Source organism: Pseudonocardia phyllosphaerae, assembly GCF_046546475.1.
Classification (GTDB): Bacteria; Actinomycetota; Actinomycetes; order Mycobacteriales; family Pseudonocardiaceae; genus Pseudonocardia; species Pseudonocardia phyllosphaerae.
This window is the reverse complement of the sequence record NZ_JBKGXS010000012.1, coordinates 38877-58195: the sequence shown is the minus strand read 5'-3', so window position 1 is coordinate 58195 and position 19319 is coordinate 38877. Positions and strand designations below refer to the sequence as shown.

The window sequence follows — 19319 nt, the reverse complement described above, 5'->3', positions numbered from 1 at the left end:
GTAGCGCTCCTCTCCCGACAGTCTCCCACCCCCGACACCACCACGCGTTCACCCGGTCTTGCCCTGTTCGCCATGGCGCTGGGCGGGCTGGCCATCGGGACGACCGAGTTCGCCTCGATGGGCCTGCTGCCCTCGTTCGCCGGCGACCTCGGCGTGTCCGTCCCGCAGGCCGGGACGGCGATCAGCGCCTACGCACTCGGCGTCGTCGTCGGCGCCCCGATCCTCGCCGTCCTCGGTGCCCGCTGGCCGCGCAAGCGGCTGGTCATCGCGCTCGCGGCCGCCCTCGGCGTCGCGAACGTGCTCTCCGCACTGGCCCCGACGTTCGGCACGTTCGTCGCGACCCGGTTCCTGGCAGGCCTGCCGCACGGCGCCTACTTCGGCACCGCGTCGGTGCTGGCCGCATCGCTGGTCCCGCAGGAGAAGCGCCCGCGCGCCATCGCCACGGTGATGAGCGGCCTGATGATCGCCAACATCATCGGCGTCCCCGGCGCGACCTGGCTCGGCCAGGCCGCAGGCTGGCCCGCCGCGTACCTGACGGTCGGCGTGATCGCGCTGGTCACCATGGCCGCGATCTACGTGCTGGTCCCCGACGTCCGCGAGGAGACCCGTGGCTCGATCGTCGGCGAGCTCTCGGCCCTGCGCCGCGGGCAGGTCTGGATCACCATGGCCGTCATCGCGGCCGGGTTCGGCGGCACGTTCGCCGTCTACAGCTACGTCACCCCGGTGCTGACCGAGGTCTCCGGCCTCGCCGAGTCCGCGGTGCCGATCGCCCTGGCCGTGTTCGGTCTCGGCATGACCCTGGGCAACCAGGTCGGCGGCCGGCTCGCCGAGAAGGCCCCGGTCCGCACGATCGCGGTCGGCATGGGTGTCGCGTCGCTGGCCACCGCGTCGTTCGCCGTCGTGGCGGGCTCCGCGGTCGCGGCGATCATCGCCCTGTTCGCGCTGTCGTTCGCCAGCACCTCGACCACCCCGGCCCTGGCCACCCGCCTGATGGACGCCGGCCGCGAGGGTCCGACCCTGGGCGCCGCCCTGCACCACGCGGCGTTCAACGTCTCCAACGCACTCGGCGCCGCCCTCGGCGGTGTCGTGCTCGCCGCCGGGTGGGGCTGGACCTCGCCCGCCGCGGTCGCCGCGCTCCTGCCGCTGCTCGGCCTGGGCACGCTCGCGATCGCGGTCCGCATGGAGCGCAACGAGCGCCGCGCGAACCTGGCCCTGGCCGCCTGAGCCGGGGCCGGGTTCCCCGGCCCGCATGGCCTCCCCGGCCCGCGTGACGAACAGATTGCAAGTGATAGGTGTCGATCGGATCACCTTCGGGAAGCCCGGTACCGGACGGATCGTTGCGCCAGACAACTGATCTTTCGTAGTACCGCTTCCTGGAGGAACCCCGCATGACGACGGCGGCACCCCGCGCCGGCACGACCGCCCCCGCCGGGCACGTGCACTCCGACACCGAGGAGCTGCTCGAGGGCCTGGCCGGGCACCGGGACCGCGAGGCCCTGGTGCACGGCGACCGGCGACTCACCGCGGGCGAGGTCGCCGACGCGGCCCACCGACTGGCCCGCACCCTCGACGGCCGGGTCGGCCCCGGCTCGATCGTCGCGCTGCTGGCCGGCAACACCCCGGAGGCCGTCATCGCCCGCTGGGCGGTCAACCTGCTCGGCGCCGGGGTCACCCAGCCGCACGAGGGCCTGTCCGCCGCCGCGCAGGCCCGCATCGTCGACGACGTCGACGCCGCCCTGGTCCTGGTCGACCCTCCGAAGCTCGGGATCGCCGAGCGGATCCTCGCCGCGGCGTCGTCCCCGGTCGAGGTGCTCGGTCTCGGCGACACCGCAGGCCGCTTCCCCGACGTCCTGGCCGAGGCCGCGGGCGCGTCGGCCGAGCCGGTCACCGGGCGGGCGCGCGCCGCCGACGTCCAGCAGATCCGGCACACCGGCGGCACCACCGGCCACCCCAAGGGCATCACCTACACGTTCGGCCACCACGCCCGCTCCGCCGACGTGCGCAGGCACCTGTCCGCGCTGTCGGCCGGTGCGCCGCCGCGGATGCTGCTGGCCACCCCGGTCGCGCACGCCGGCGGCGGGATCGCCGACCGGATGCTCACCGTCGGCGGCTCCGTGGTCCTGCAGGACGAGTTCGAGCCCGGCGCGTTCCTCGCCGCCGTCGAGCGCGAGCGGATCACCCACTCCTGGCTGCTCCCGCCGCTGGTCTACCGGCTGCTCGACGATCCGGCGCTGGACACCACCGACCTGTCGTCGCTGCGCACGATCGTCTACGGCGGCGCCCCGGCGAACCCGCGGCGCATCGCCGAGGCCGTCGAGCGGATCGGTCCGGTCCTCACCCAGTTCTACGGCCAGACCGAGGCCGGCGGAATCTCCGCGCTCACCGCGGAGGAGCACGCGAAGCCCGAGCTGCTCGAGACCGTCGGGCGGGTGCTGCCGACCACCGAGATCGCGATCGTCGGCGACGACGGCGAGCCCGTCGCGGCCGGGGAGCGCGGCGAGCTGTGGGTGCGCAGCGGCACCGAGATGGACGGCTACTGGAAGCAGCCCGAGCTGACCGCGGAGACCGTCCGCGACGGCTGGGTCCGCACCGGTGACGTCGCCTGGCAGGACGACGCCGGGTACCTGCACCTGGCCGACCGGGTGAAGGACATGGTCGTCGTCGTGGGCGGGCACGTGTACACCTCCGAGCTGGAGGACCTGCTCATGGAGCACCCGGGCGTCCGCCAGGCCGCCGTGTTCGGCGCGCCGGACGGCGACGGCACGGAGGCCGTGCACGCCGCCGTCGTCGCCGGGGACTCCGCCCCGACCGGCGACGAGCTGGGCGAGCTGGTCGCCGAGCGCGCCGGGGCGATGTACGTGCCGCGGACGATCTCGTTCGTCGACGTGCTGCCACTGACCGGGATCGGCAAGACCGACAAGAAGCGGCTGCGGGCCGAGCTGGTCTGAGCCGCGGGATCAGCCGCCGTCGCGCTGGCGGGTCGCCTCGTACAGCGCGACGGCGGCGGCGATCGAGGCGTTGAGCGAGTTGACGGTGCCGCGCATCGGGATGACGACGGTGTCGTCGGCGCCGTCGAGCCACAGGCCGGTGACCCCGGTGGCCTCGGTGCCGATCACCAGCGCCGTCGGGCCGGTGAGGTCGGCGCGGCCCAGCTCGGTGCGCCCGGCCGGGGTGGTGACGACGACACGCACCCCGCGCCGCCGCAGCCAGTCCAGCACCTGCTCCGAGGTCCCCGTCGCGACCGGGACGGCGAACACCGTCCCCTTCGACGCGCGCACGACGTTCGGGTTGGCGAAGTCGGTGCCCGCGCGCTCCGCGGACGCGGTGACCACCGCGTCCGCCCCACACGCCTCCGCGGTACGCAGCATCGCGCCGACGTTGCCCGGCTTCTCCACCCCCTCGGCGACCAGCACCAGCGCGTCCGGGCGCAGCTCCAGGTCGTCCAGGGAGCGAACCGGGGACGGCGCGACGGCCAGCCAGCCGTCCGGGGACTCGCGGTAGGCGATGCGCGCGAACACCTCCCGGCTGACCGAGATCGTCCGGGCGCCGGTGTCACGGACCCGGTCGAGCAGCGCGTCGGTCCCGTCACCGGAAACCAGGTCGGGCGCCCAGTAGAGCTCGGTCGGCCGGACGCCGGCGTCGAGCGCCAGCGACAGCTCGTCGTGCCCTTCGACCAGGGTGACGCCTGCCGCGTCCCGGGCGCGGCGGTTGCGCAGCCGGACCAGGGACTTCACCCGGGGGTTCGCGGTGCTGGTCAGGTCGGGCGCGGCGGTCACCGCAGCAGGGTAGAGGCCCGTCCGCACGCCCGTGATCACCGGTTGCGGAGCGGATCGCACGCTGTGCGGTCCCATCGCTCCACAACAGGTGATCACGGGATCCGGGGTTACCGCACGGTAGCCTCGCTGCGGGACACGCGAGGAGGCGAACCATGGGCGATCCGACGACCCTGGCCATCGAGGTGGCGGACGGCGTCGCACGGCTGCGGCTGGACCGGCCGAAGGCCGCGAACGCCATGAACGAGGCGATGTGGTTCGAGCTGCGCGACGCGCTGCGGGCCCTCGACGCCGACCCGTCCGTCCGCGTCGTCGTGATCAGCGGCAACGGCAGCCACTTCTGCGCCGGCATCGACCTGTCGATGCTGGGCGGGCTCACCGGTACCGCCGACCCGACGTCTCCGGGACACGGCGCGGATGCGTTGCGCCGCACCATCCTCGACCTGCAGGAGTGCATCACCGCCGTCGAGAGGTGCCGTACGCCGATGATCGCCGCGATCCGCGGGGCCTGCGTCGGCGCCGGTCTGGATCTCGCGGTCGCCTGCGACCTGCGCTACGCCACCCGCGACGCGCAGTTCGTCCTCAAGGAGGTCGACATGGGCCTCGCCGCCGACGTCGGTGTCCTGCAGCGGCTTCCACACATCGTCGGCGAGGGCGTGGCCCGCGAGATGGCCTACTTCTGCCGACCGGTCGACGGCGAGCAGGCGGAGCAGATCCGGCTGGTCAACGAGACCCTGCCCGACGCCGACGCCCTCGAGGACCGCGTCGCCGGTCTCGCCGCGGAGCTGGCCGCGAAGTCTCCGCTGGCGCTGCGCGGCACCAAGTACGCGATCACCTACGCCCGCGACCACTCCGTCGCCGACGGGCTGGAGCAGATCGCGACGTGGAACGGCGGGCAGCTAGTCTCCGCCGACCTGCAGGAGGCCGTCGCGGCGTTCACCGAGAAGCGTCCCGGGATCTACCGGGACTGAGCTGTCAGGCCGTCCGCGAGGTATCCGGAGCGATCGTCTCGTGCGCGGCGGGCGCCTTGCGCGGGGCGGCCTTGCGCGTGGTGGTCTTCCGGGCGGTCGCCGTCCCGTTGGCCTCGGCCTTCGCCCGGTTCGCCGCCCGCGTACGCGCCGCCTTCTTCTGCGGCGACTCCTGCTCGGCCTGCTGTCCCTGCCCGGTCTGCTTCTGCTGCCCGGCCTGCTTCTGCCCCGTCTGCTTCTGCTGCCCGGTCTGCTTCTGCGCGGTCTGCTTACGGGTGGATTGCGTCGACGTCGCCTGCTTCCGGTCCTTCGGCGCCGTCTTCGTCGTCGCGGAGTCCTTCGCAGCAGAGCCCTTCGCGGCGGAGTCCTTGGTCACGGCCTTCTTCGTGACCTGGTCGCCGGGAGCCGCCGCACGCTGCTGCGGCACGGACGCCGACTGCTGCTTAGCTGCGGTGGCGACGCTCGTCGGGGCGGCCGCACCGTTGACGTGACCGTTCGCGGTCTGCGACGCCGCCGACGTGGCCTTCTTCGCGTCCTTGCCGGTCGCCTTCTTCGCCTTCCCGGCGGCGCGCACGGCCTCTTCGGCCTCCCGCTCCTCGGCGCGGCGAGCCTTCTCCAGCGCCTTCTTCTCAGCCTTCTTGTCGGCCTTCTTGGCCTTCTTGTCCTTCTTGCCGGACTTCTTCCCGGACTTGCTGTCCGCCTCGGCCTTCTTGCCGGCCTTCTTCTCGTCCTTCGCCGACTCCTTCTTCGAGTCGGCCTTCTTGGAGTCCTTCTTGGAGTCCTTCTTGGAGTCCTTCTTGGAGTCCGACTTCTTCGAGTCCTTCTTCTTCCCGGACTCGGCCTTCTTCCCGGACTCGGTGCCGGGCTGAACCGCGGCGGGCACGCTCGCCGCGGCTTCGGCGCGGGCCGCCGCCTGCTCGGCACGCTCGGCGGCGCGCTCCACCCGGGCGGCGGTCGCCTCGAGTGCCTCGATGCTCACGGTCTTGGTGCTGGTAGCCATCGGCCGGTGTTCTCCCCTCGATCGGACCGGCTCGCCGTCCGGTGAACGGACGGTGACGAACCGGGGTACGAGACGGTTCCCGAACGTGTGAGGACGGAAACGTCCAGGAGGTCCGGATCACGGCCGGAGCAGCGGGAAAAGGCGTGCTCAGGACGCGTCGGCGTCCGGACGGCCCGACGGTGTCGGCTCCGTGGCGAGGTCGTCGCGCAGCGTGGCGAGCGTGCGCGACAGGAGACGCGACACGTGCATCTGGGAGAGCCCGACCTGCGCGGCGATCTGGGTCTGGGTCTGATTGCCGAAGAAGCGCAGCATCAGGATCGTGCGCTCGCGCTCGGGCAGCTTGCGCAGCGCGGGACGCAGTGACTCGCGTGCCTCCACGGCGTCCATCCCGGCGTCGATGCCGCCCACGATCTCCGCGAGCGGGTTCTCGCTGTCCCCGACCATCTGGTCGAGGGAGTCCGAGCGGTACGAGTCCTGCGCCTGCAGTCCCTCGATGATCTCCTCGCGGGGCATGCCCAGGTACTCGGCGAGCTCGGAGACGCGTGGTGCCCGGCCGAGGCGAGCCGACAGCTCCTCCTGCGCGCGCGCCATCCGCGACTGCATGTCCTTGAGCCGGCGCGGCACGCGCATCGACCAGGTGCGGTCCCGGAACCAACGCCGGATCTCGCCGGTGATCGTCGGTACGGCGTAGGCCAGGAACGGGGCGCCCTGGTCCGGCTCGAACCGGTCGAGCGCGTTGAGCAGGCCGATCGCGCCGACCTGTTCGAGGTCGTCGACCGGCTCACCGCGCTGGCGGTAGCGGTTCGCGATGTGCCGGACGACGGGGTGGAAGCCACGGGCCAGCTCGTCGCGCAGCCGGGCACGCTCCGGGTCGCCGGGACCTGCCGCGGCGAACGCGCGCAGCGGCGCGTCGAGGTGCGCGTACTCGTCGTCACGCCCGACACCGCTATCCGGCCGGTCGGGGACGGACACGTCCCCTGCCGGCTCCTGACGATCGAGGCCCATTGTGGGCAACCGTATGCCCACGGCCCCGGGGCCGCACGTCGGGTCCCACTACGGCATCCGATGAGTCGGACACGTCCGAGCGGGGTAGTCGTGGCCGTGCCCCCCGACTTGTACGTGCAACTGCCCGCCGAACCCGGCGCCGCAGGACGCTCCCGACGTGAGACCGGCCGGTGGCTGGCCGCGCTGTGCGGGGTCGACACGCCGTGCAACACCATGTCCGACCTGGTCCTGGCCGTGAACGAGGCCGTGTCGAACAGCATCGAGCACGCCTACGCGGGTGCGCCGTCGGACGTCCCGGAGGGCACCGTGACGCTGCGCGGCGACGTCGAGCAGGGCCCCGTGTGCCCGCGGCTGCGGGTCCGCTTCGAGGTGACCGACACCGGTTGCTGGCGGGATCCGTCGGGCGATCCCGGTTACCGCGGGCGCGGGCTGTCGATGATCGAGGCGTGCGCCGACGACGTCGACGTGGAGCGGGGACCGGACGGCACGACGGTCGTCTTCCACGGCACGCTCGGCCGCTGCCCGGGGTTCTGCGCCTGAGTGCCACTCCCGTAGGCCGCTCACGCACCGTTGCCGGCCCCGCTCGGCGCCACGTCGCGCCGCCTGCGCGTCCGGGACCGGCACAGCAGCACCACGGCGGCGGGGATCAGGAACGCCGTCCCGACGACGAGGTTGACCTCCGAGGAGCTCCCCAGCTCCTGGCCGGTGAACAGCTCGATCGTCGAGCCCCAGAGGTGGAAGCCGGCGTGGATCCCTACGGCGACCCACATCGACCTGGTCACCAGCACGAGCGCTCCGGCGAGCGCGCCGAAACCGAGCGGTATCGCCAGGTAGCTCAAGCGGTCGTACCAGTGCTGTTGCCCGCCCTGGGAGATCAGGTGGATCGACGCGAAGCTCAGCGTCGTCCACCAGAAGGCGAGCCAGGGCCGGTCCCGGACGATGCCGAAGAGCCACCCCCGCCAGAGGAGCTCCTCGGGGATCCCCTGCAGCACGAAGGCCAGCCCGACCGTATCCAGCAGCACCGCCCACAGCGGTGGCGCGTTCGCGATGTCGAAGTAGGTCGGACCGCTCTCGAACAGCGGGATCCCGACGGCAGGCACGGCGAGCAGCACCCCGTAGACGGCCAGGCTCGCGCCGAGCCCGACTGCCAGCCATCCGAGGCCCCGGAGGCTGAAGACCCAGCCGGCGTCGGCGAGCCGGCGGCGTTCGACCGCGCGCATCCAGAACGCCACGACAGCGACGACACCCGCGAGCACGACTACGTACTGCAGGAGGGACAGCACGGCCACCGCGCTCTCACTCGACACCGAGTCGCCGAACAGCAACGAGATACCGGAGGCGAGGAGGTTCATTCCGGTCAGGGTCACCACCGCGACCACGAAGCGAATGGCGAGCCCCCACCAGTTCAGCGGTATTCGCGGCTCGTTCCCGACCGGCGGGGATTCATGCCCATGCAGCGTCTCGTGGTCGTGAGCGTCCCCGGCTCGCACAGGTTCCATGAGCTCGACGTTAGAATCGTTTTCCCGCTCGATCGACGAGCCGGCGTCACCATCCGGCCGGACTGCGGTCATTTCCGATCATGACCGTGGTCATGGGTGATCCGCCGTCCGCGCGGATACGCTGATTCCGTGGAGCAGAGCACACCGTCGGCCGCGCGGCCGCCCGGTCGGCTCCAGGTGTGGGCTCCCGCCGCGGTGAACACCCGCACCATCCAGGTCGCCCTGGTCCTGGCGCAGCTGCTCTACGCCTCCACCTTCCTCGAAGGCCCTTCACCGGCCAGAGGAATCCCGGGGATCGCCATCGGGGCCGTCTTCGGCGGCCTGGCATTCTGGTGGCTCCGCCGGCACGCAGCGGGGCGGTCGTCACGGTCGACAGCCCTCGTACTCGCCGTGCTCGCCATCCCCGGGTGCCTGCTGGCCAATTCCGTCAGCGGTGTCGGCCTGGTGTGGATCGCCGTTCTCGCGCTCTGCTACGAACTGCACCTGGGTTACTGCATCGGCCTGATCGCAGTTCTGACGGCGGCGGGAGCCACCCTCCACGTGATCGCGGGATCGTCGTGGGCGACGATCGTCTCCGAATCCGTCGGCATGGCCTTCATCGTCGGATTCGGTATCTACCTGGCGTACACACTGCGGCGGATCACGCTCGCCGAGCAACAGCGCAACGCCGCACTCGCCGACCTCGAAGCCGCGAACCGGGAACTGCAGCAGAAGCTGGCCACCGAACAGGACCTCCGCGTCGCCGAGGAACGAGCACGTGTCGCCGCGGCACTGCACGACGGGCTGGGGCACCGGCTCACCGGGATCGGCATGCGCCTCGACTTCAGCGAGCGGATGATCGAGAAGTCGCCCGACCGGGCGCGTGCGGAGATCCGCACCGCACGTGCGGCCACCGGTGACGCGCTCGACGAGATGCGCCGCGCGGTCCGGGCGATGCACCCGGTCACCGCCGACACCGAGGACCCCGTCGGGTCGCTGCGGTCCATCGCCGCCTCGTTCACCTCGACCGGCCTCGACGTCGCCTTCACGACGGTGGGTGGCGGCGACCTCTCCCCCGAGACCGGACTGCTCACGGTGCGCTTCGCGCAGGAGGCGCTGACCAACGTCGTCCGGCACTCCGGCGCCACCCGGGCGACGCTCCGGATCGACACGACACCGAGCGGCGTGACGGTCACCCTCGACGACAACGGCAGCGGCGGCACACAGGAGGCCGGGTACGGCATCGTCTCGTTGCGCGAGCGGGCGAAGGTCCTGGGCGGCACCGTGATCGCCCGGCCGCACGGCGGCGAGGACGGCGGCTTCCGTCTCGAGCTCCACCTGCCCGGGGCCGGGTCGTGACCGGGTCCGGCGCGGGCAGGCCCGCCGTCCGCGTGCTCGTCGTCGACGACCACGAGTTCCTGCGACGCGGTCTGGGGCTGGTGTGCGAGACCTTCGCCGGGATCGAGCTGGTCGGCGAGGCCGACGACGGCCGGGAGGCTCTGGCACTCATCCCGGCGGTGCGTCCCGACGTCGTGATCACCGACGCCAGGATGCCGGGGATGGACGGGCTCGCCCTGGTCCAGGCGATGGGTGACGCCCATCCCGATCTCCCCGCGCTGGTGCTGACGACCTTCGAGGACGCCGACCTCGTCGGCTCCCTGATCCAGGCCGGCGCGTCCGGGTACCTGCTGAAGGACGTCGGGCCCGAGCGGCTCGAGGAGGCGGTGCATGCCGTCGCGGCCGGCGGTCTGGTGCTCGACCCGCGGATCGCCCGGCACCTGCGACGTCCCGACCGGCCGGACGACTCGCTCGCCGTGCTGACCGGCACCGAGCGGCGGGTGGGCGCGCTGGTCGCCGAGGGTGCCACGAACACCGAGATCGCCGAGGCACTGCACCTCGCGGAGGGCACCGTGAAGAACCACGTCTCGGCGCTGCTGCGCAAGGTCGGGGCGCGGGACCGGACGAACCTGGCGCTCACGCTGGCGAAGGCGATGGGCGGGTAGCCGGTCGGGCCATCTCCCCGACCGTCAGGGTCCGGGGACCACGGTCATGCCCGCCACCTCGGTCGGTCCGGTCGGCCGCTCGAGACCGCGGACCGAGATGCCGTACAGCCCGGCCGGGTTGCCTTCCTCGAAACGCACCTCGGCACCCGGCAGCGCGACCGTGGTGCCGACAACGAGACAGCCGAGGAGGTCTGCGAGCAGGCGCGCGTCGGTGTCCGGGTCGGGGGTGCGGGCCAGCAGGGCGACCAGGTCGGGACGGCCCTCGAAGGTGATGCCCTCGGCCGCCCGGTACTCGGCGCGCATCCGGGCGATCTCCGCGCGCGGAGGGTCGTAGCTGATGAAGAAGGGGAAGTACGCGGGCGCGTCACGGACGAAGGCCTCGACGAACCCTGCCCCCTTCTCCTCGAACCACACCGCGATCTCGTCCACGTCCCGGCCGGCTCGGCGCAACCGGGCCGCAGTCGCCCGCGCGTCGGGCACGTCCACGGCGAAGGTCAGCAAGCCGGGCCCGTCGAGCGCGTCGATGGCGGGCTTGAGCACCTCCAGACCGTCGGCGTACCTGGAGGTCTTCACCGCCTCCCAGTCGTCGACCGAGGCCAGCTCGACGTAGCGCTCGTCGTCCACGCCCCACGCAGCATTACGGAACCCGGGCATGGTGAGCGCGGCCCGGGTCGGCAGGCCCAGAGCGTCGTACGACGCCATGGCCTCGTCGACGTCGCCCACCCAGTGGACGAGGTGGTCGAAGGTGGCAGGGTCTCCTGACATCGCCCCTCCCAACAGGTCTGCTCCGTGCCGGGGATGCCTACGGCGAGATCATGCCTGTCCGCGAGTGTCCGGCACGACTGCCGGGACCCGCTACCCATGCCGGACCGAGATCGCCCCGTTGGACGTGGTCAGGTCCAGCCGGTGCGTCCCCGACGGGTCGTCCGGCACGTCGACCTGCTCGTCGCCGTTGGTCGTCCGCGTTGTGACCCGGTAGGAGCCGGACGGCACGGTCAGACCGATCTCGCCGTTGCTGGTCTCGCCCTGCACGTTCTGCGGGGTCGCCAGGGTCAGGTCGATCTCCCCGTTGCTCGTCCGTACCCGGGTGTCGTCGCCGTTGATCCCGGTACCCCGCACGGCGCCGTTGGTGGTGTGCACCGTCGTCGGGCCGGCCACGTCGCGCAGCGTGATCCCTCCGGAGCTCGTGGACACGTCGACGGAGCCGACGTCGTTCAGCTCGACGGCTCCGCTGCTGGTGCCGCCGGTGACCGGCAGCCCGGGAGGCACGGTCACCGTGTAGTCGACCGAGCAGTGCTGCCCGCAGCCGTGCAGCACGAGCGTCCCGCCGTCGACCTCGTGGGTCGGCCCGGGCGGCGGCGGGTTCGGCGAGTCGATCGAGCGGTGCACGGTGGCGCCCGAGGTCCCAGGCCGGCCGTCGACGGTGACGCCACCCGCGTCTCCCTCGAGCCGGACCGCGGAGATGCGCTGCTCGACCGTGGTGTCGTCGGTGACTGTGTGGGTGGTCGTCGTGATACCGGTACAGCCGCCGAGCCCGAGCACCGCCGTCGCGGCCACCGCGGCCACGACCACGGCGCGGAACGGCTTCGTCATGGTCCTCCGGTCGTCGTCGGCCAGGTCATGATGGCCCATCCACGGACGCACGGAACGTCGCCGTGGGTACTCGGCGTGAGCACGACCGCCCGGCTCCGGCCGACGGGCTCAGCACTCGTTCTTCGGGATCAGACCCTTCTCGCACGCCCACTGCGTCTGGATCTCCCCGCTCGTCGGGGCACGCCCCGCGGACGTCCCCGGGTCCAGATACCCCTGGTAGGCGGCACACGACGGGTCGAACTTCCCGGCCGCCATCGCCCGCCGCGCGCAGCCGGTGTCGGACTCCTGCGCGCCCGACGACTCGGCCTGCCCAGTCGAGACCGAACCGGCCGGGTCCGAGGCGGCCGGCTCCGGGGCCGTGGCCTGGTCGTCCGCCTCCTGCTCGGCAGCCTTCTCGTCGGGCTCCTTCTCATCGGTTTCCTTCTGCCGCGCCGTCTCCTCCCGGGCTGCCGCCGCAACCCGGTCCTGTTCCTGCGCGGCGGCCTCGATCGCCTGCCCCGCAGCACCGGCGGGGCCGGCCGCGGCTGCGTCGATACCGACCAGCAGTCCGGCGGCGGGCGCGGCGGGGACGGTCGTCGTCGCAGCCGGGACGAGCGGGGTCCGAGCCGGGCCCGACACGGCCGCACCCGTCGTCGCCACGCACGCGCCGGCGGCGAACGTCGCGGTGACGACTCCGGTGAGGACGTAGCGGCCGATGCTCATCTCGTTGCCCCCTGCTTCCGCGACGGTCGGCCCGCACCGGGCCTCTGACCTCCGTGTCGCGGATGGGGCAGCCCCGGTTACTGCGTCTGCCGGAGCGTCACCAGTTCTGATGAGCCCGGCCCATTTGCAAGATCACCGGTTGAGGAGCAGATCACCCGCTGAGCGCACGTTCCGCTCCTCGACCGGTGATCACCGGGACCCAGCCACCGGTCGCCCCGCATGCGGAGTCGATCCGGCCGAGCCCGCCCGTCCCGGCGTAACCTCGACGACGTGCGGATCGGCGAGCTGTCCAGGCGCACGGGCGCGAGTCCGCGCTCGCTGCGGTACTACGAGGAGCAGGGCCTGCTGACCAGCTGCCGCTCCCGGACCGGGCAGCGGCACTACTCCGATCACGAGGTCGAGCGGGTGTCGCTCATCCGGCGGCTGTTCGACGCGGGCCTGTCCAGCCGGGTGATCGCGTCAGTGCTGCCCTGCGTCGAGACTCCCGACGACCTCGGCGTCGTCGACTCGGCGTTCGCGACGATGGCGCGCGAGCGCGCACGGATCGACGCCGAGATCACGCACCTCGTCGAGACCCGGGACGCGCTCGACGGGCTGCTGCAGACCAACAGCCGGCACCGCGCGGAGCTGGCCGCCGCCCCGGAGACACGTTCGGCCTGATCCTGTGACCTGCGCCGCACGACGTTGCCCCTGCCACCGATGTGAGCGGTGAAGGTGGAGCCGGCCCCGGACGTACCGGGGACGGTGAACCCGGAGGTGGCAGATGTCCGAGGCCTGGGGCTTCAGCAGGTACGGCGGCCCGGAGGTGCAGGAGCTGATCGAGCGTCCCGATCCCGTCCCGGGCCCCGATGAGGTCGGGATCCGAGTGGACGTCGCCGGGGTGAACCCCCTCGACTACTACCTGCGGGCCGGCCTGGTCCCCGGGCTCGACGGTGGTCGCCCGTTCCCGCTCGTGCTGGGTGTGGAGGCGGCGGGAACCGTCGTCACCGTGGGCGAACACGTCGACGGGTTCGAGGTGGGTGACGCCGTGTTCGGCCTCGCGCTCACCGGGGGCGGCACCTACGCCGAGACGACGGTGCTGTCCGCCGCGAACACCGCCCGCATTCCTACGGGGCTGCCCACGGCGGTGGCGGCGACCCTGCCGGTGGCCGGGACGACCGCAGTGGACGCACTCGACCAGCTGGACCTGCCGGCCGGTGCCACGGTGCTGGTCAACGGGGTCGGGGGCGGGGTCGGGAGCGCCGTCGCGCGGCTGGCCGTGCGGCGCGGGCTGCGGGTGGTCGGCACCGGGAGTCCCGCCAAGCGGGGCGTCGCCGAGGCGATCGGGGTCCGGTTCGTCGACTACACCGCAGGCGACGTCGCCACGGCGGTGCACACGGCGGCTCCGGACGGCGTCGACGGCGTCGTCGACCTGGTCGGTGGTGCCTCGCTGCGGACGGTCGCACCACTGGCCCGCGACCCGCACGACGTCATCGCCGTGGGCGACCCCTCGGTGACCGAGCTCGGCGGGCGCGTCGTCGAACGGCGCCTCGACCGCGAGAGCCTGGAGCGCGCCGCACGGCTGGCACTGGACGGGTCGCTCGAGCTCAGGATCACCGACGTCCATCCGCTCGCCGACGCCCCGGCCGCTCTCGCCACCGTCGAGAACGGCCACACCGCGGGCAAGGTCGTCATCGCGGTGACCTGAGGGAACTGCGCTCGCCCGACGTCGCAGGGGCCGTCGTGGATAGGTTGGCGTCGTGGATCCCCTCCGCTGTGACTAGCCCCTGCTGTTCGCGGTTACGCCGCCGCGATCGACCACCACAGCCGAGCGTGTCCAGCAGATCGCGGACACCACGGTCCGGCGGCTGCACGAGCTGAATCTCGACGGGCTGATCCTCTACGACATGGACGACGAGGCCGAGCGGAATCCGGCGGAGCGGCCGTTCCCCTTCACCCCGACGCTCGATCCCGCGACCTTCCTCGCCGACAACCTCGCCGGGTGGCGGACACCGGTCGTCGTCTACCGGGCGGTCGCCAAGCACGATCCGGAGAGCCTCCGTTACTGGCTGGCCGCCCAGGACCCGGTGAGTTCAGCCGGTCGAGGGCCATCTTCTTCGGCCGCCCCGCCGCGCCCGGGCCGCTGCATCCGCCGGCGCGGCCCGGTACCGGTCCCGGCCGCCGTGACGACGTACTTCACGGGAGATCACCGACGGGTCCCGCCCGATCGCGCTCGCGATCGTGCGGTACTCCAGGCCTTCGGCCAGGCCGCGTGAAATCTCCTCACGCTCGGCCAACGTCAACACTTTCCGCACGTGGTGATCCTGTCCCACCGAGCACCAAGATCACGTGCTTCCACCGCCTGAACTCGCCGACCCCTGCCCCCTGCCATGGTCGGCGAACGGACGGCTGGGCATACCGTTCGATGAAGGCAGCAATGGCTCGATTCTGACCCACAGGGCTCGGTCAGGACCGGACAACGCGACCCCGATGGTCGCCCCGCAGCCCCGGACGACCGGGTTGAGAGGCACGCCCCAGGTCCGAGCGTCTCCACGTCATAAGCCTTCCGACCCAACATGACCTGACCAATACAGGGCTCCACACCTGACAACTTTGCGATCATCAAGTACAAACGAGCCATCGAGCAGCCACCCGCGAGCCGAACTGACCGATGACACCCTCACCGGAGGACCGCACCGCCACGACTCGGAAGCCGCTGCCAGAACCGATCACCCGCCAGGAGGCATCCTCCGTCATGTCCATACTTCTAACGGCGTTCTTGGCTCTACTGACGGCACTAACACTCAAGGGGAAGTATGGAATGTTGGCGCTAGGCATCATAATACATCCATGCTGGCTATTCGGTGCATTTCGAATGGCGAAGCCGGGGTCCGCATGGGCTCGGACATTCTACGACAGTACTCGACTTTCGGAATCTCTCCGTCGATTCCCCAACGCGCCGGGCGCATTCGGCACCGTACCTGTCGCCACTCCACGACCGCGGCCTCCGCGACCGGTGCAATTTGGCACAACCTGCCTTGCACTGTGCTCCATATTCGCACTTGCAACGCCTGCGGCCAGCCTTCCCATCGGCCCAATGCTGGTGATTCTTCCATTCCTCGCCGCAGGTCAGCGTTGGGCACGGACCGCGGCCCTGATCCTTGCCGCGCTCGCTGCAGCGATAGCTTCCCTTCTAACGATCGACAGCACCACTGACGGCGGCCCCCCACTCGCCTTTGGCTCCGTCGGCCTGGTCCTGATCGGCAGCGCGACCTACCTACTCTTGCGCATCCCCGCGGCTCGCACATATATCGACTCGCACTCCAAGCCAAGCCCTCAGAACTAACAATATTCACCGCTGTCCGAACAGGGGAGAATCTGCAGATCAATTGAGCGAAACCGGATTACGCGACTCTGAAACTGAACGCACCGCACAGGAGGATGAACGCCACTCGATATAGCTAGAATCAGCGGAAAAGCCGACAGCTACTGAGTGGATCCCAAGTAAGGCGCGGCACGGGCTTCGCACCGCTGCGCTCCAGAGCGGGCGTCCCACTGGCGCACGGCTCACGTGCGCCCGGCCAGCTACAGCGGGACCGCTGTCGCCAAAGCCGTCTATCGCCGTCAGGCTGACAGGTACTCGAAGTGGGAGCGCCCCTACGGCCGTGATCGTCTCCGACGACCACGGCTCAGCGTGAGCTGACCGATGTCACTACCTGCCGTCCGCACACCCGCGCAAGAAAAAAGCCGGGACCGAAGTCCCGGCTGGTGAAGAAGGGTGGAGCTGAGGGGATTCGAACCCCTGACCCCTTGACTGCCAGTCAAGTGCGCTACCAGCTGCGCCACAGCCCCTTGCGACATGGAGAACACTACAGCAGCGGGTTCACGCCCCGGAAAGGGGGGTGCCGTCCGCCCGTCATCCCACCTAGCGTGCGACGCGTGCAACCCCGTGACATCGGACGACTCATCGACATCGGCTCCCCCGCCGTCTCCCCGGACGGCTCGCGCATCGCGTTCGCCGTGCGCCGGGTCGACCTCGACAAGGACCGCTACCGCACCTCGGTCTGGCTCGCCGACGCCGACGGCGCCACCCCGCCGCGCCAGCTGACCGGCAGCGAGCACGGCGACTCGTCGCCGGTGTGGTCGCCGGACGGGACACGGCTGGCCGTCGTCACCAGCACCGGCGAAGGCGGTGCGTCGCTGCGGGTCCTGCCGCTCGACGGGCCCGGCGAGCCGGTCGTGCTGTGCACCCGCGACGAGGGGATCTCCGAGGTCGCGTGGTCGCCGGACGGCGCGCGGATCGCGTTCGTCTCCCGCGAGCGCACCGCCCGCTACGACCAGGGCGACGACGACCGCTCCCGCGGCCCGCGCCGGATCGACCGGCTCTTCTCCCGGCTCGACGGCGAGGGCTGGATCATCGACCGGCCGTCGAGCGTGTTCGTGGTCGACGCCGCCGGTGCCGGCACGCCGCGGATCGTCGCCGGCGGCCCGTTCGAGCACTCCGACCCGGCGTGGTCGCCGGACAACCGGACGCTGGTCGTCGCGGCCGGGCGGGAGAAGGACTGGGACCTGTCGGAGACCCGCGGGCTCTATCTCGTCGACGTCGACGATGCCGGCGCCGAGCCGCGGCTGCTGACCACCACGCCCGCGCTGTACGCGCTGCCGTCGTTCTCCCTGGACGGGGACCGTGTCGCCGCCCTGGTCGCCGACGAGCACCTGGCCGTCCCGGCGAACGCGCACCCCGTCGTGATCGACGTCACGACCGGCGCCGAGACCCGGCTCGCGGGCTCGCTCGACCGCACCTGCCGGCCGTTCCCGGGCGCCCGCGCCCCGGTCTGGGACGGCGAGGCCCTGCTGTTCGCCGCCGAGGACGGCGGCGCGGTGACCCTCCACCGGGTCGGCACGGCGGCCGGGGACCAGCCGGAGCTGCTCGTCGGCGGCGACCGCGTCGTCGCCGGGTACGACCGCGCCGGTGGCACGACCGCGCTGCTGATCGGCGACCCGACCCACCAGCCCGAGCTCTACGTCCTCGACGACGCCGGGGAACCCGTGCGGCGCACCGGGTTGACCGACGCGTTCCACGCCGAGGTCCCCGCCCCGATGCCCGAACGCCTCGGCGTCCCCTCCCCCGCCGGTGACGGCGACATCGACACCTGGGTGCTGCTGCCGACCGGTCGCGGCGACGGCCCGTTCCCGACGCTGCTGTCCATCCACGGCGGCCCGATGGCGCAGTACGGCAGCAGCTGGTTCGACGAGTTCCGGCTCTGGGCGGGCGCCGGCTACGCGGTCGTCTGGTGCAACCCGCACGGCTCGACCGGGCGCAGCGAGAGCTGGCTGCAGGCGATCCGGGCGCCCGAGGCCGAGGTCGCGCCGGGCACCGGCTGGGGCGGCATCGACGCCGACGACGTCATGGCCGCGCTCGACGGCGCGCTGGAGGCCTACCCGCAGCTGGACCGCGACCGCGTCGGCGTCCTCGGCGGGTCCTACGGCGGCTACCTCACGACCTGGCTGGCCTCGCACCACCCGGACCGGTTCGCCGCCGCGTGCAGCGAGCGCGCGGTGAACAACATCGAGTCCAACGAGTGGAGCTCGGACGCAGGCGGGCTCTTCCACTGGGAGTTCGGCGTCACGCTCTACGAGAAGCCGGAGCGCTACCGGGCGATGTCCCCGGTGCACGACGCCGCCGCGATCACCGCGCCGATGCTGATCCTGCACTCGGAGGAGGACCTGCGCTGCCCGCCGGAGCAGGCCGATGGCCTGTTCGTCGCACTGCGACTGCTCGGCAAGCCCGTCGAGTACTGGCGCTTCCCCGGCGAGAGCCACGGCCTGTCCCGGGGCGGCGCTCCGCGCAACCGGGTCCGGCGTGCGCAGATCATCCTGGACTTCTTCGGCCGTCACCTCGGCGGCGACCGTCCCGACGAGATGCCGGCCGGCTGATCAGCCGGCCCGGTACTCCAGCGGTCGGCGCAGCCGCGCGACGCTCGGGTCGGACGCCCAGAACTCGGCGAACCCGGCGCCGGCGTAGCGGTCGGCGACCAGGTGCAGCGCGATGTCGTGGCGGACGTACTCGACGGCGAGCATGACCGTCGCCGGATCGTCGGTGTAGAGCCCGCGGGTGTGGTCGGCGGCGAGCCCGCCGACCACGGCGGCGTCGCGGTCGGCGGTGACGACGAGCATGCGCCGCCCGAGGTCGGCCTCGACGGCGTCGGGCGCCGACCAGCGGTGCTCGGTGGTCCAGCCGACCGGGTCGGCGTCGGAGCCGAAGACCACCTTCGCCACCCGCACACCGCGTTCCTCGGCCCCGCGCAGCGCCGCGTTGAGGTCGACGAGTTCCTGCGGCCAGCCCGAGACGAACAGCTCCAGGCGGGCCGTGGCGACGACGTCGAGCGCCCGCTGGACCAGCGACGCACGGTCGGTCAGCGGGTGCACGAGCCGGGCCTGCTCGGGCCCGTGCAGGCCGGTCAGCGAGTCGTTCAGGCTGGTCACCGTGGCGTCGAACTCGCGGCGCATCCGCTCGAGCAGGACCTCCGGCGGCAGCGCGACGTAGCCGACGGCGTCGTCGTCGCCGCGGACCTCGAACGCGGCCCCGCGCCCGACGAGCTTGCCGAGCGTCTCGTAGACGGTGCTGCGCGGCACCCCGGACCGCTTCGCGACCTCGTAGCCGTTCAGCGCCGCCCCACCCGCGACGAGCGCGACATAGGCCTTGGCCTCGTAACCGGACATGCCGAGGCGCTGGAGCTCCTCGACCACGTGCTCGACCGACATCGTCTCCCCTTCATCACCCGCCTCCCGGCGGGAACACAGGAGAGGTGTCGATC

General features: G+C 72.0%; 17 protein-coding genes, 1 tRNA gene and 1 pseudogene. 9 read left to right on the top strand and 10 right to left on the bottom strand.

Annotated elements, in window-relative coordinates; all coding sequences use genetic code 11:
• Positions 1-72 precede the first annotated feature (72 nt).
• Both ACLE50_RS20990 and ACLE50_RS20985 read left to right on the top strand, forming a co-directional pair.
• On the top strand, positions 73-1224 hold the full coding sequence (locus ACLE50_RS20990; RefSeq protein WP_410945322.1) for an MFS transporter: 1152 nt from the start codon (positions 73-75) through the stop codon (positions 1222-1224).
• Between the two features lie 164 nt (positions 1225-1388).
• Positions 1389-2948, top strand: coding sequence for an AMP-binding protein (locus ACLE50_RS20985; protein ID WP_410945321.1), 1560 nt, complete (start codon positions 1389-1391; stop codon positions 2946-2948).
• A 9-nt stretch (positions 2949-2957) separates the two neighbouring features.
• Here the strand turns inward: ACLE50_RS20985 and ACLE50_RS20980 are convergent, their stop codons facing one another.
• The gene (locus tag ACLE50_RS20980; RefSeq protein ID WP_410945320.1) at positions 2958-3776 is read right to left on the bottom strand and encodes a TrmH family RNA methyltransferase; all 819 of its coding nucleotides are present in this window, start codon (positions 3774-3776) and stop codon (positions 2958-2960) included.
• A gap of 152 nt (positions 3777-3928) precedes the next feature.
• On the opposite strand from ACLE50_RS20980, the gene ACLE50_RS20975 reads away from it, so the two are divergent.
• Positions 3929-4744, top strand: a complete 816-nt coding sequence (locus ACLE50_RS20975; RefSeq protein WP_410945319.1) for a crotonase/enoyl-CoA hydratase family protein — start codon at positions 3929-3931, stop codon at positions 4742-4744.
• A gap of 4 nt (positions 4745-4748) precedes the next feature.
• Here ACLE50_RS20975 and ACLE50_RS20970 read toward each other — a convergent pair whose 3' ends face one another.
• Both ACLE50_RS20970 and ACLE50_RS20965 read right to left on the bottom strand, forming a co-directional pair.
• Positions 4749-5741 carry a hypothetical protein gene (locus tag ACLE50_RS20970; protein ID WP_410945318.1) on the bottom strand — a complete coding sequence of 331 codons (993 nt, stop codon included), beginning with the start codon at positions 5739-5741 and terminating at the stop codon, positions 4749-4751.
• A 147-nt stretch (positions 5742-5888) separates the two neighbouring features.
• Positions 5889-6713 carry a SigB/SigF/SigG family RNA polymerase sigma factor gene (locus ACLE50_RS20965; RefSeq protein ID WP_410945317.1) on the bottom strand — a complete coding sequence of 275 codons (825 nt, stop codon included), beginning with the start codon at positions 6711-6713 and terminating at the stop codon, positions 5889-5891.
• Between the two features lie 129 nt (positions 6714-6842).
• On the opposite strand from ACLE50_RS20965, the gene ACLE50_RS20960 reads away from it, so the two are divergent.
• Positions 6843-7286 (top strand): ATP-binding protein, encoded by a 444-nt coding sequence (locus ACLE50_RS20960; protein ID WP_410945316.1) that lies wholly within the window; start codon positions 6843-6845, stop codon positions 7284-7286.
• A 20-nt stretch (positions 7287-7306) separates the two neighbouring features.
• On the opposite strand, the gene ACLE50_RS20955 is transcribed toward ACLE50_RS20960, so the two are convergent.
• The gene (locus ACLE50_RS20955; RefSeq protein WP_410945315.1) at positions 7307-8317 is read right to left on the bottom strand and encodes a CPBP family intramembrane glutamic endopeptidase; all 1011 of its coding nucleotides are present in this window, start codon (positions 8315-8317) and stop codon (positions 7307-7309) included.
• Positions 8318-8374: 57 nt separating this feature from the next.
• On the opposite strand from ACLE50_RS20955, the gene ACLE50_RS20950 reads away from it, so the two are divergent.
• Together ACLE50_RS20950 and ACLE50_RS20945 are read left to right on the top strand one after the other, a co-directional pair.
• Positions 8375-9583: a histidine kinase gene (locus ACLE50_RS20950; protein WP_410945314.1), complete on the top strand. Its 1209-nt coding sequence runs from the start codon at positions 8375-8377 to the stop codon at positions 9581-9583.
• Positions 9580-10227, top strand: a complete 648-nt coding sequence (locus ACLE50_RS20945; protein WP_410945313.1) for a response regulator — start codon at positions 9580-9582, stop codon at positions 10225-10227. Before ACLE50_RS20950 ends, ACLE50_RS20945 begins: the two co-directional genes overlap by 4 nt.
• Before the next feature lie 24 nt (positions 10228-10251).
• Here ACLE50_RS20945 and ACLE50_RS20940 read toward each other — a convergent pair whose 3' ends face one another.
• The 3 genes from ACLE50_RS20940 to ACLE50_RS20930 all read right to left on the bottom strand — a co-directional run bounded on the left by ACLE50_RS20940 (position 10252) and on the right by ACLE50_RS20930 (position 12522).
• Positions 10252-10992: a VOC family protein gene (locus ACLE50_RS20940; RefSeq protein WP_410945312.1), complete on the bottom strand. Its 741-nt coding sequence runs from the start codon at positions 10990-10992 to the stop codon at positions 10252-10254.
• Between the two features lie 90 nt (positions 10993-11082).
• Entirely contained in the window at positions 11083-11820 is a 738-nt protein-coding gene (locus tag ACLE50_RS20935; RefSeq protein WP_410945311.1) for a DUF4097 family beta strand repeat-containing protein, read from the bottom strand.
• A 108-nt stretch (positions 11821-11928) separates the two neighbouring features.
• Positions 11929-12522 carry a hypothetical protein gene (locus ACLE50_RS20930; protein ID WP_410945310.1) on the bottom strand — a complete coding sequence of 198 codons (594 nt, stop codon included), beginning with the start codon at positions 12520-12522 and terminating at the stop codon, positions 11929-11931.
• A 270-nt stretch (positions 12523-12792) separates the two neighbouring features.
• Between ACLE50_RS20930 and ACLE50_RS20925 the strand changes: the two genes are divergently transcribed.
• A complete protein-coding gene (locus ACLE50_RS20925; RefSeq protein WP_410945309.1) occupies positions 12793-13182 on the top strand; it encodes a MerR family transcriptional regulator in 390 nt (129 codons plus the stop codon).
• A 103-nt stretch (positions 13183-13285) separates the two neighbouring features.
• Positions 13286-14209: an NADP-dependent oxidoreductase gene (locus ACLE50_RS20920; protein ID WP_410945308.1), complete on the top strand. Its 924-nt coding sequence runs from the start codon at positions 13286-13288 to the stop codon at positions 14207-14209.
• A gap of 430 nt (positions 14210-14639) precedes the next feature.
• On the opposite strand, the pseudogene ACLE50_RS20915 reads toward ACLE50_RS20920, so the two are convergent.
• Positions 14640-14834 (bottom strand): annotated as a pseudogene (locus ACLE50_RS20915) (helix-turn-helix domain-containing protein); the annotation flags it as partial.
• 1446 nt (positions 14835-16280) lie between these two features.
• Positions 16281-16353 (bottom strand) — tRNA-Ala (locus tag ACLE50_RS20910).
• 87 nt (positions 16354-16440) lie between these two features.
• Here ACLE50_RS20910 and ACLE50_RS20905 point away from each other — a divergent pair.
• A complete protein-coding gene (locus ACLE50_RS20905) occupies positions 16441-18438 on the top strand; it encodes a S9 family peptidase (RefSeq protein WP_410945307.1) in 1998 nt (665 codons plus the stop codon).
• On the opposite strand, the gene ACLE50_RS20900 is transcribed toward ACLE50_RS20905, so the two are convergent.
• Positions 18439-19266 (bottom strand): TrmB family transcriptional regulator, encoded by an 828-nt coding sequence (locus ACLE50_RS20900; RefSeq protein WP_410945306.1) that lies wholly within the window; start codon positions 19264-19266, stop codon positions 18439-18441.
• Positions 19267-19319 lie beyond the last annotated feature (53 nt).

Bases quoted from the DNA above. Each gene is read 5' to 3' on its own strand.
- ACLE50_RS20990 (WP_410945322.1), top strand. From the start codon at position 73: ATGGCGCTGGGCGGGCTGGCCATCGGGACGACCGAGTTCGCCTCGATG.
- ACLE50_RS20985 (WP_410945321.1), top strand. From the start codon at position 1,389: ATGACGACGGCGGCACCCCGCGCCGGCACGACCGCCCCCGCCGGGCAC.
- ACLE50_RS20975 (WP_410945319.1), top strand. From the start codon at position 3,929: ATGGGCGATCCGACGACCCTGGCCATCGAGGTGGCGGACGGCGTCGCA.
- ACLE50_RS20970 (WP_410945318.1), bottom strand. From the start codon at position 5,741: ATGGCTACCAGCACCAAGACCGTGAGCATCGAGGCACTCGAGGCGACC.
- ACLE50_RS20955 (WP_410945315.1), bottom strand. From the start codon at position 8,317: ATGACCGCAGTCCGGCCGGATGGTGACGCCGGCTCGTCGATCGAGCGG.
- ACLE50_RS20940 (WP_410945312.1), bottom strand. From the start codon at position 10,992: ATGTCAGGAGACCCTGCCACCTTCGACCACCTCGTCCACTGGGTGGGC.
- ACLE50_RS20935 (WP_410945311.1), bottom strand. From the start codon at position 11,820: ATGACGAAGCCGTTCCGCGCCGTGGTCGTGGCCGCGGTGGCCGCGACG.
- ACLE50_RS20930 (WP_410945310.1), bottom strand. From the start codon at position 12,522: ATGAGCATCGGCCGCTACGTCCTCACCGGAGTCGTCACCGCGACGTTC.
- ACLE50_RS20920 (WP_410945308.1), top strand. From the start codon at position 13,286: ATGTCCGAGGCCTGGGGCTTCAGCAGGTACGGCGGCCCGGAGGTGCAG.
- ACLE50_RS20900 (WP_410945306.1), bottom strand. From the start codon at position 19,266: ATGTCGGTCGAGCACGTGGTCGAGGAGCTCCAGCGCCTCGGCATGTCC.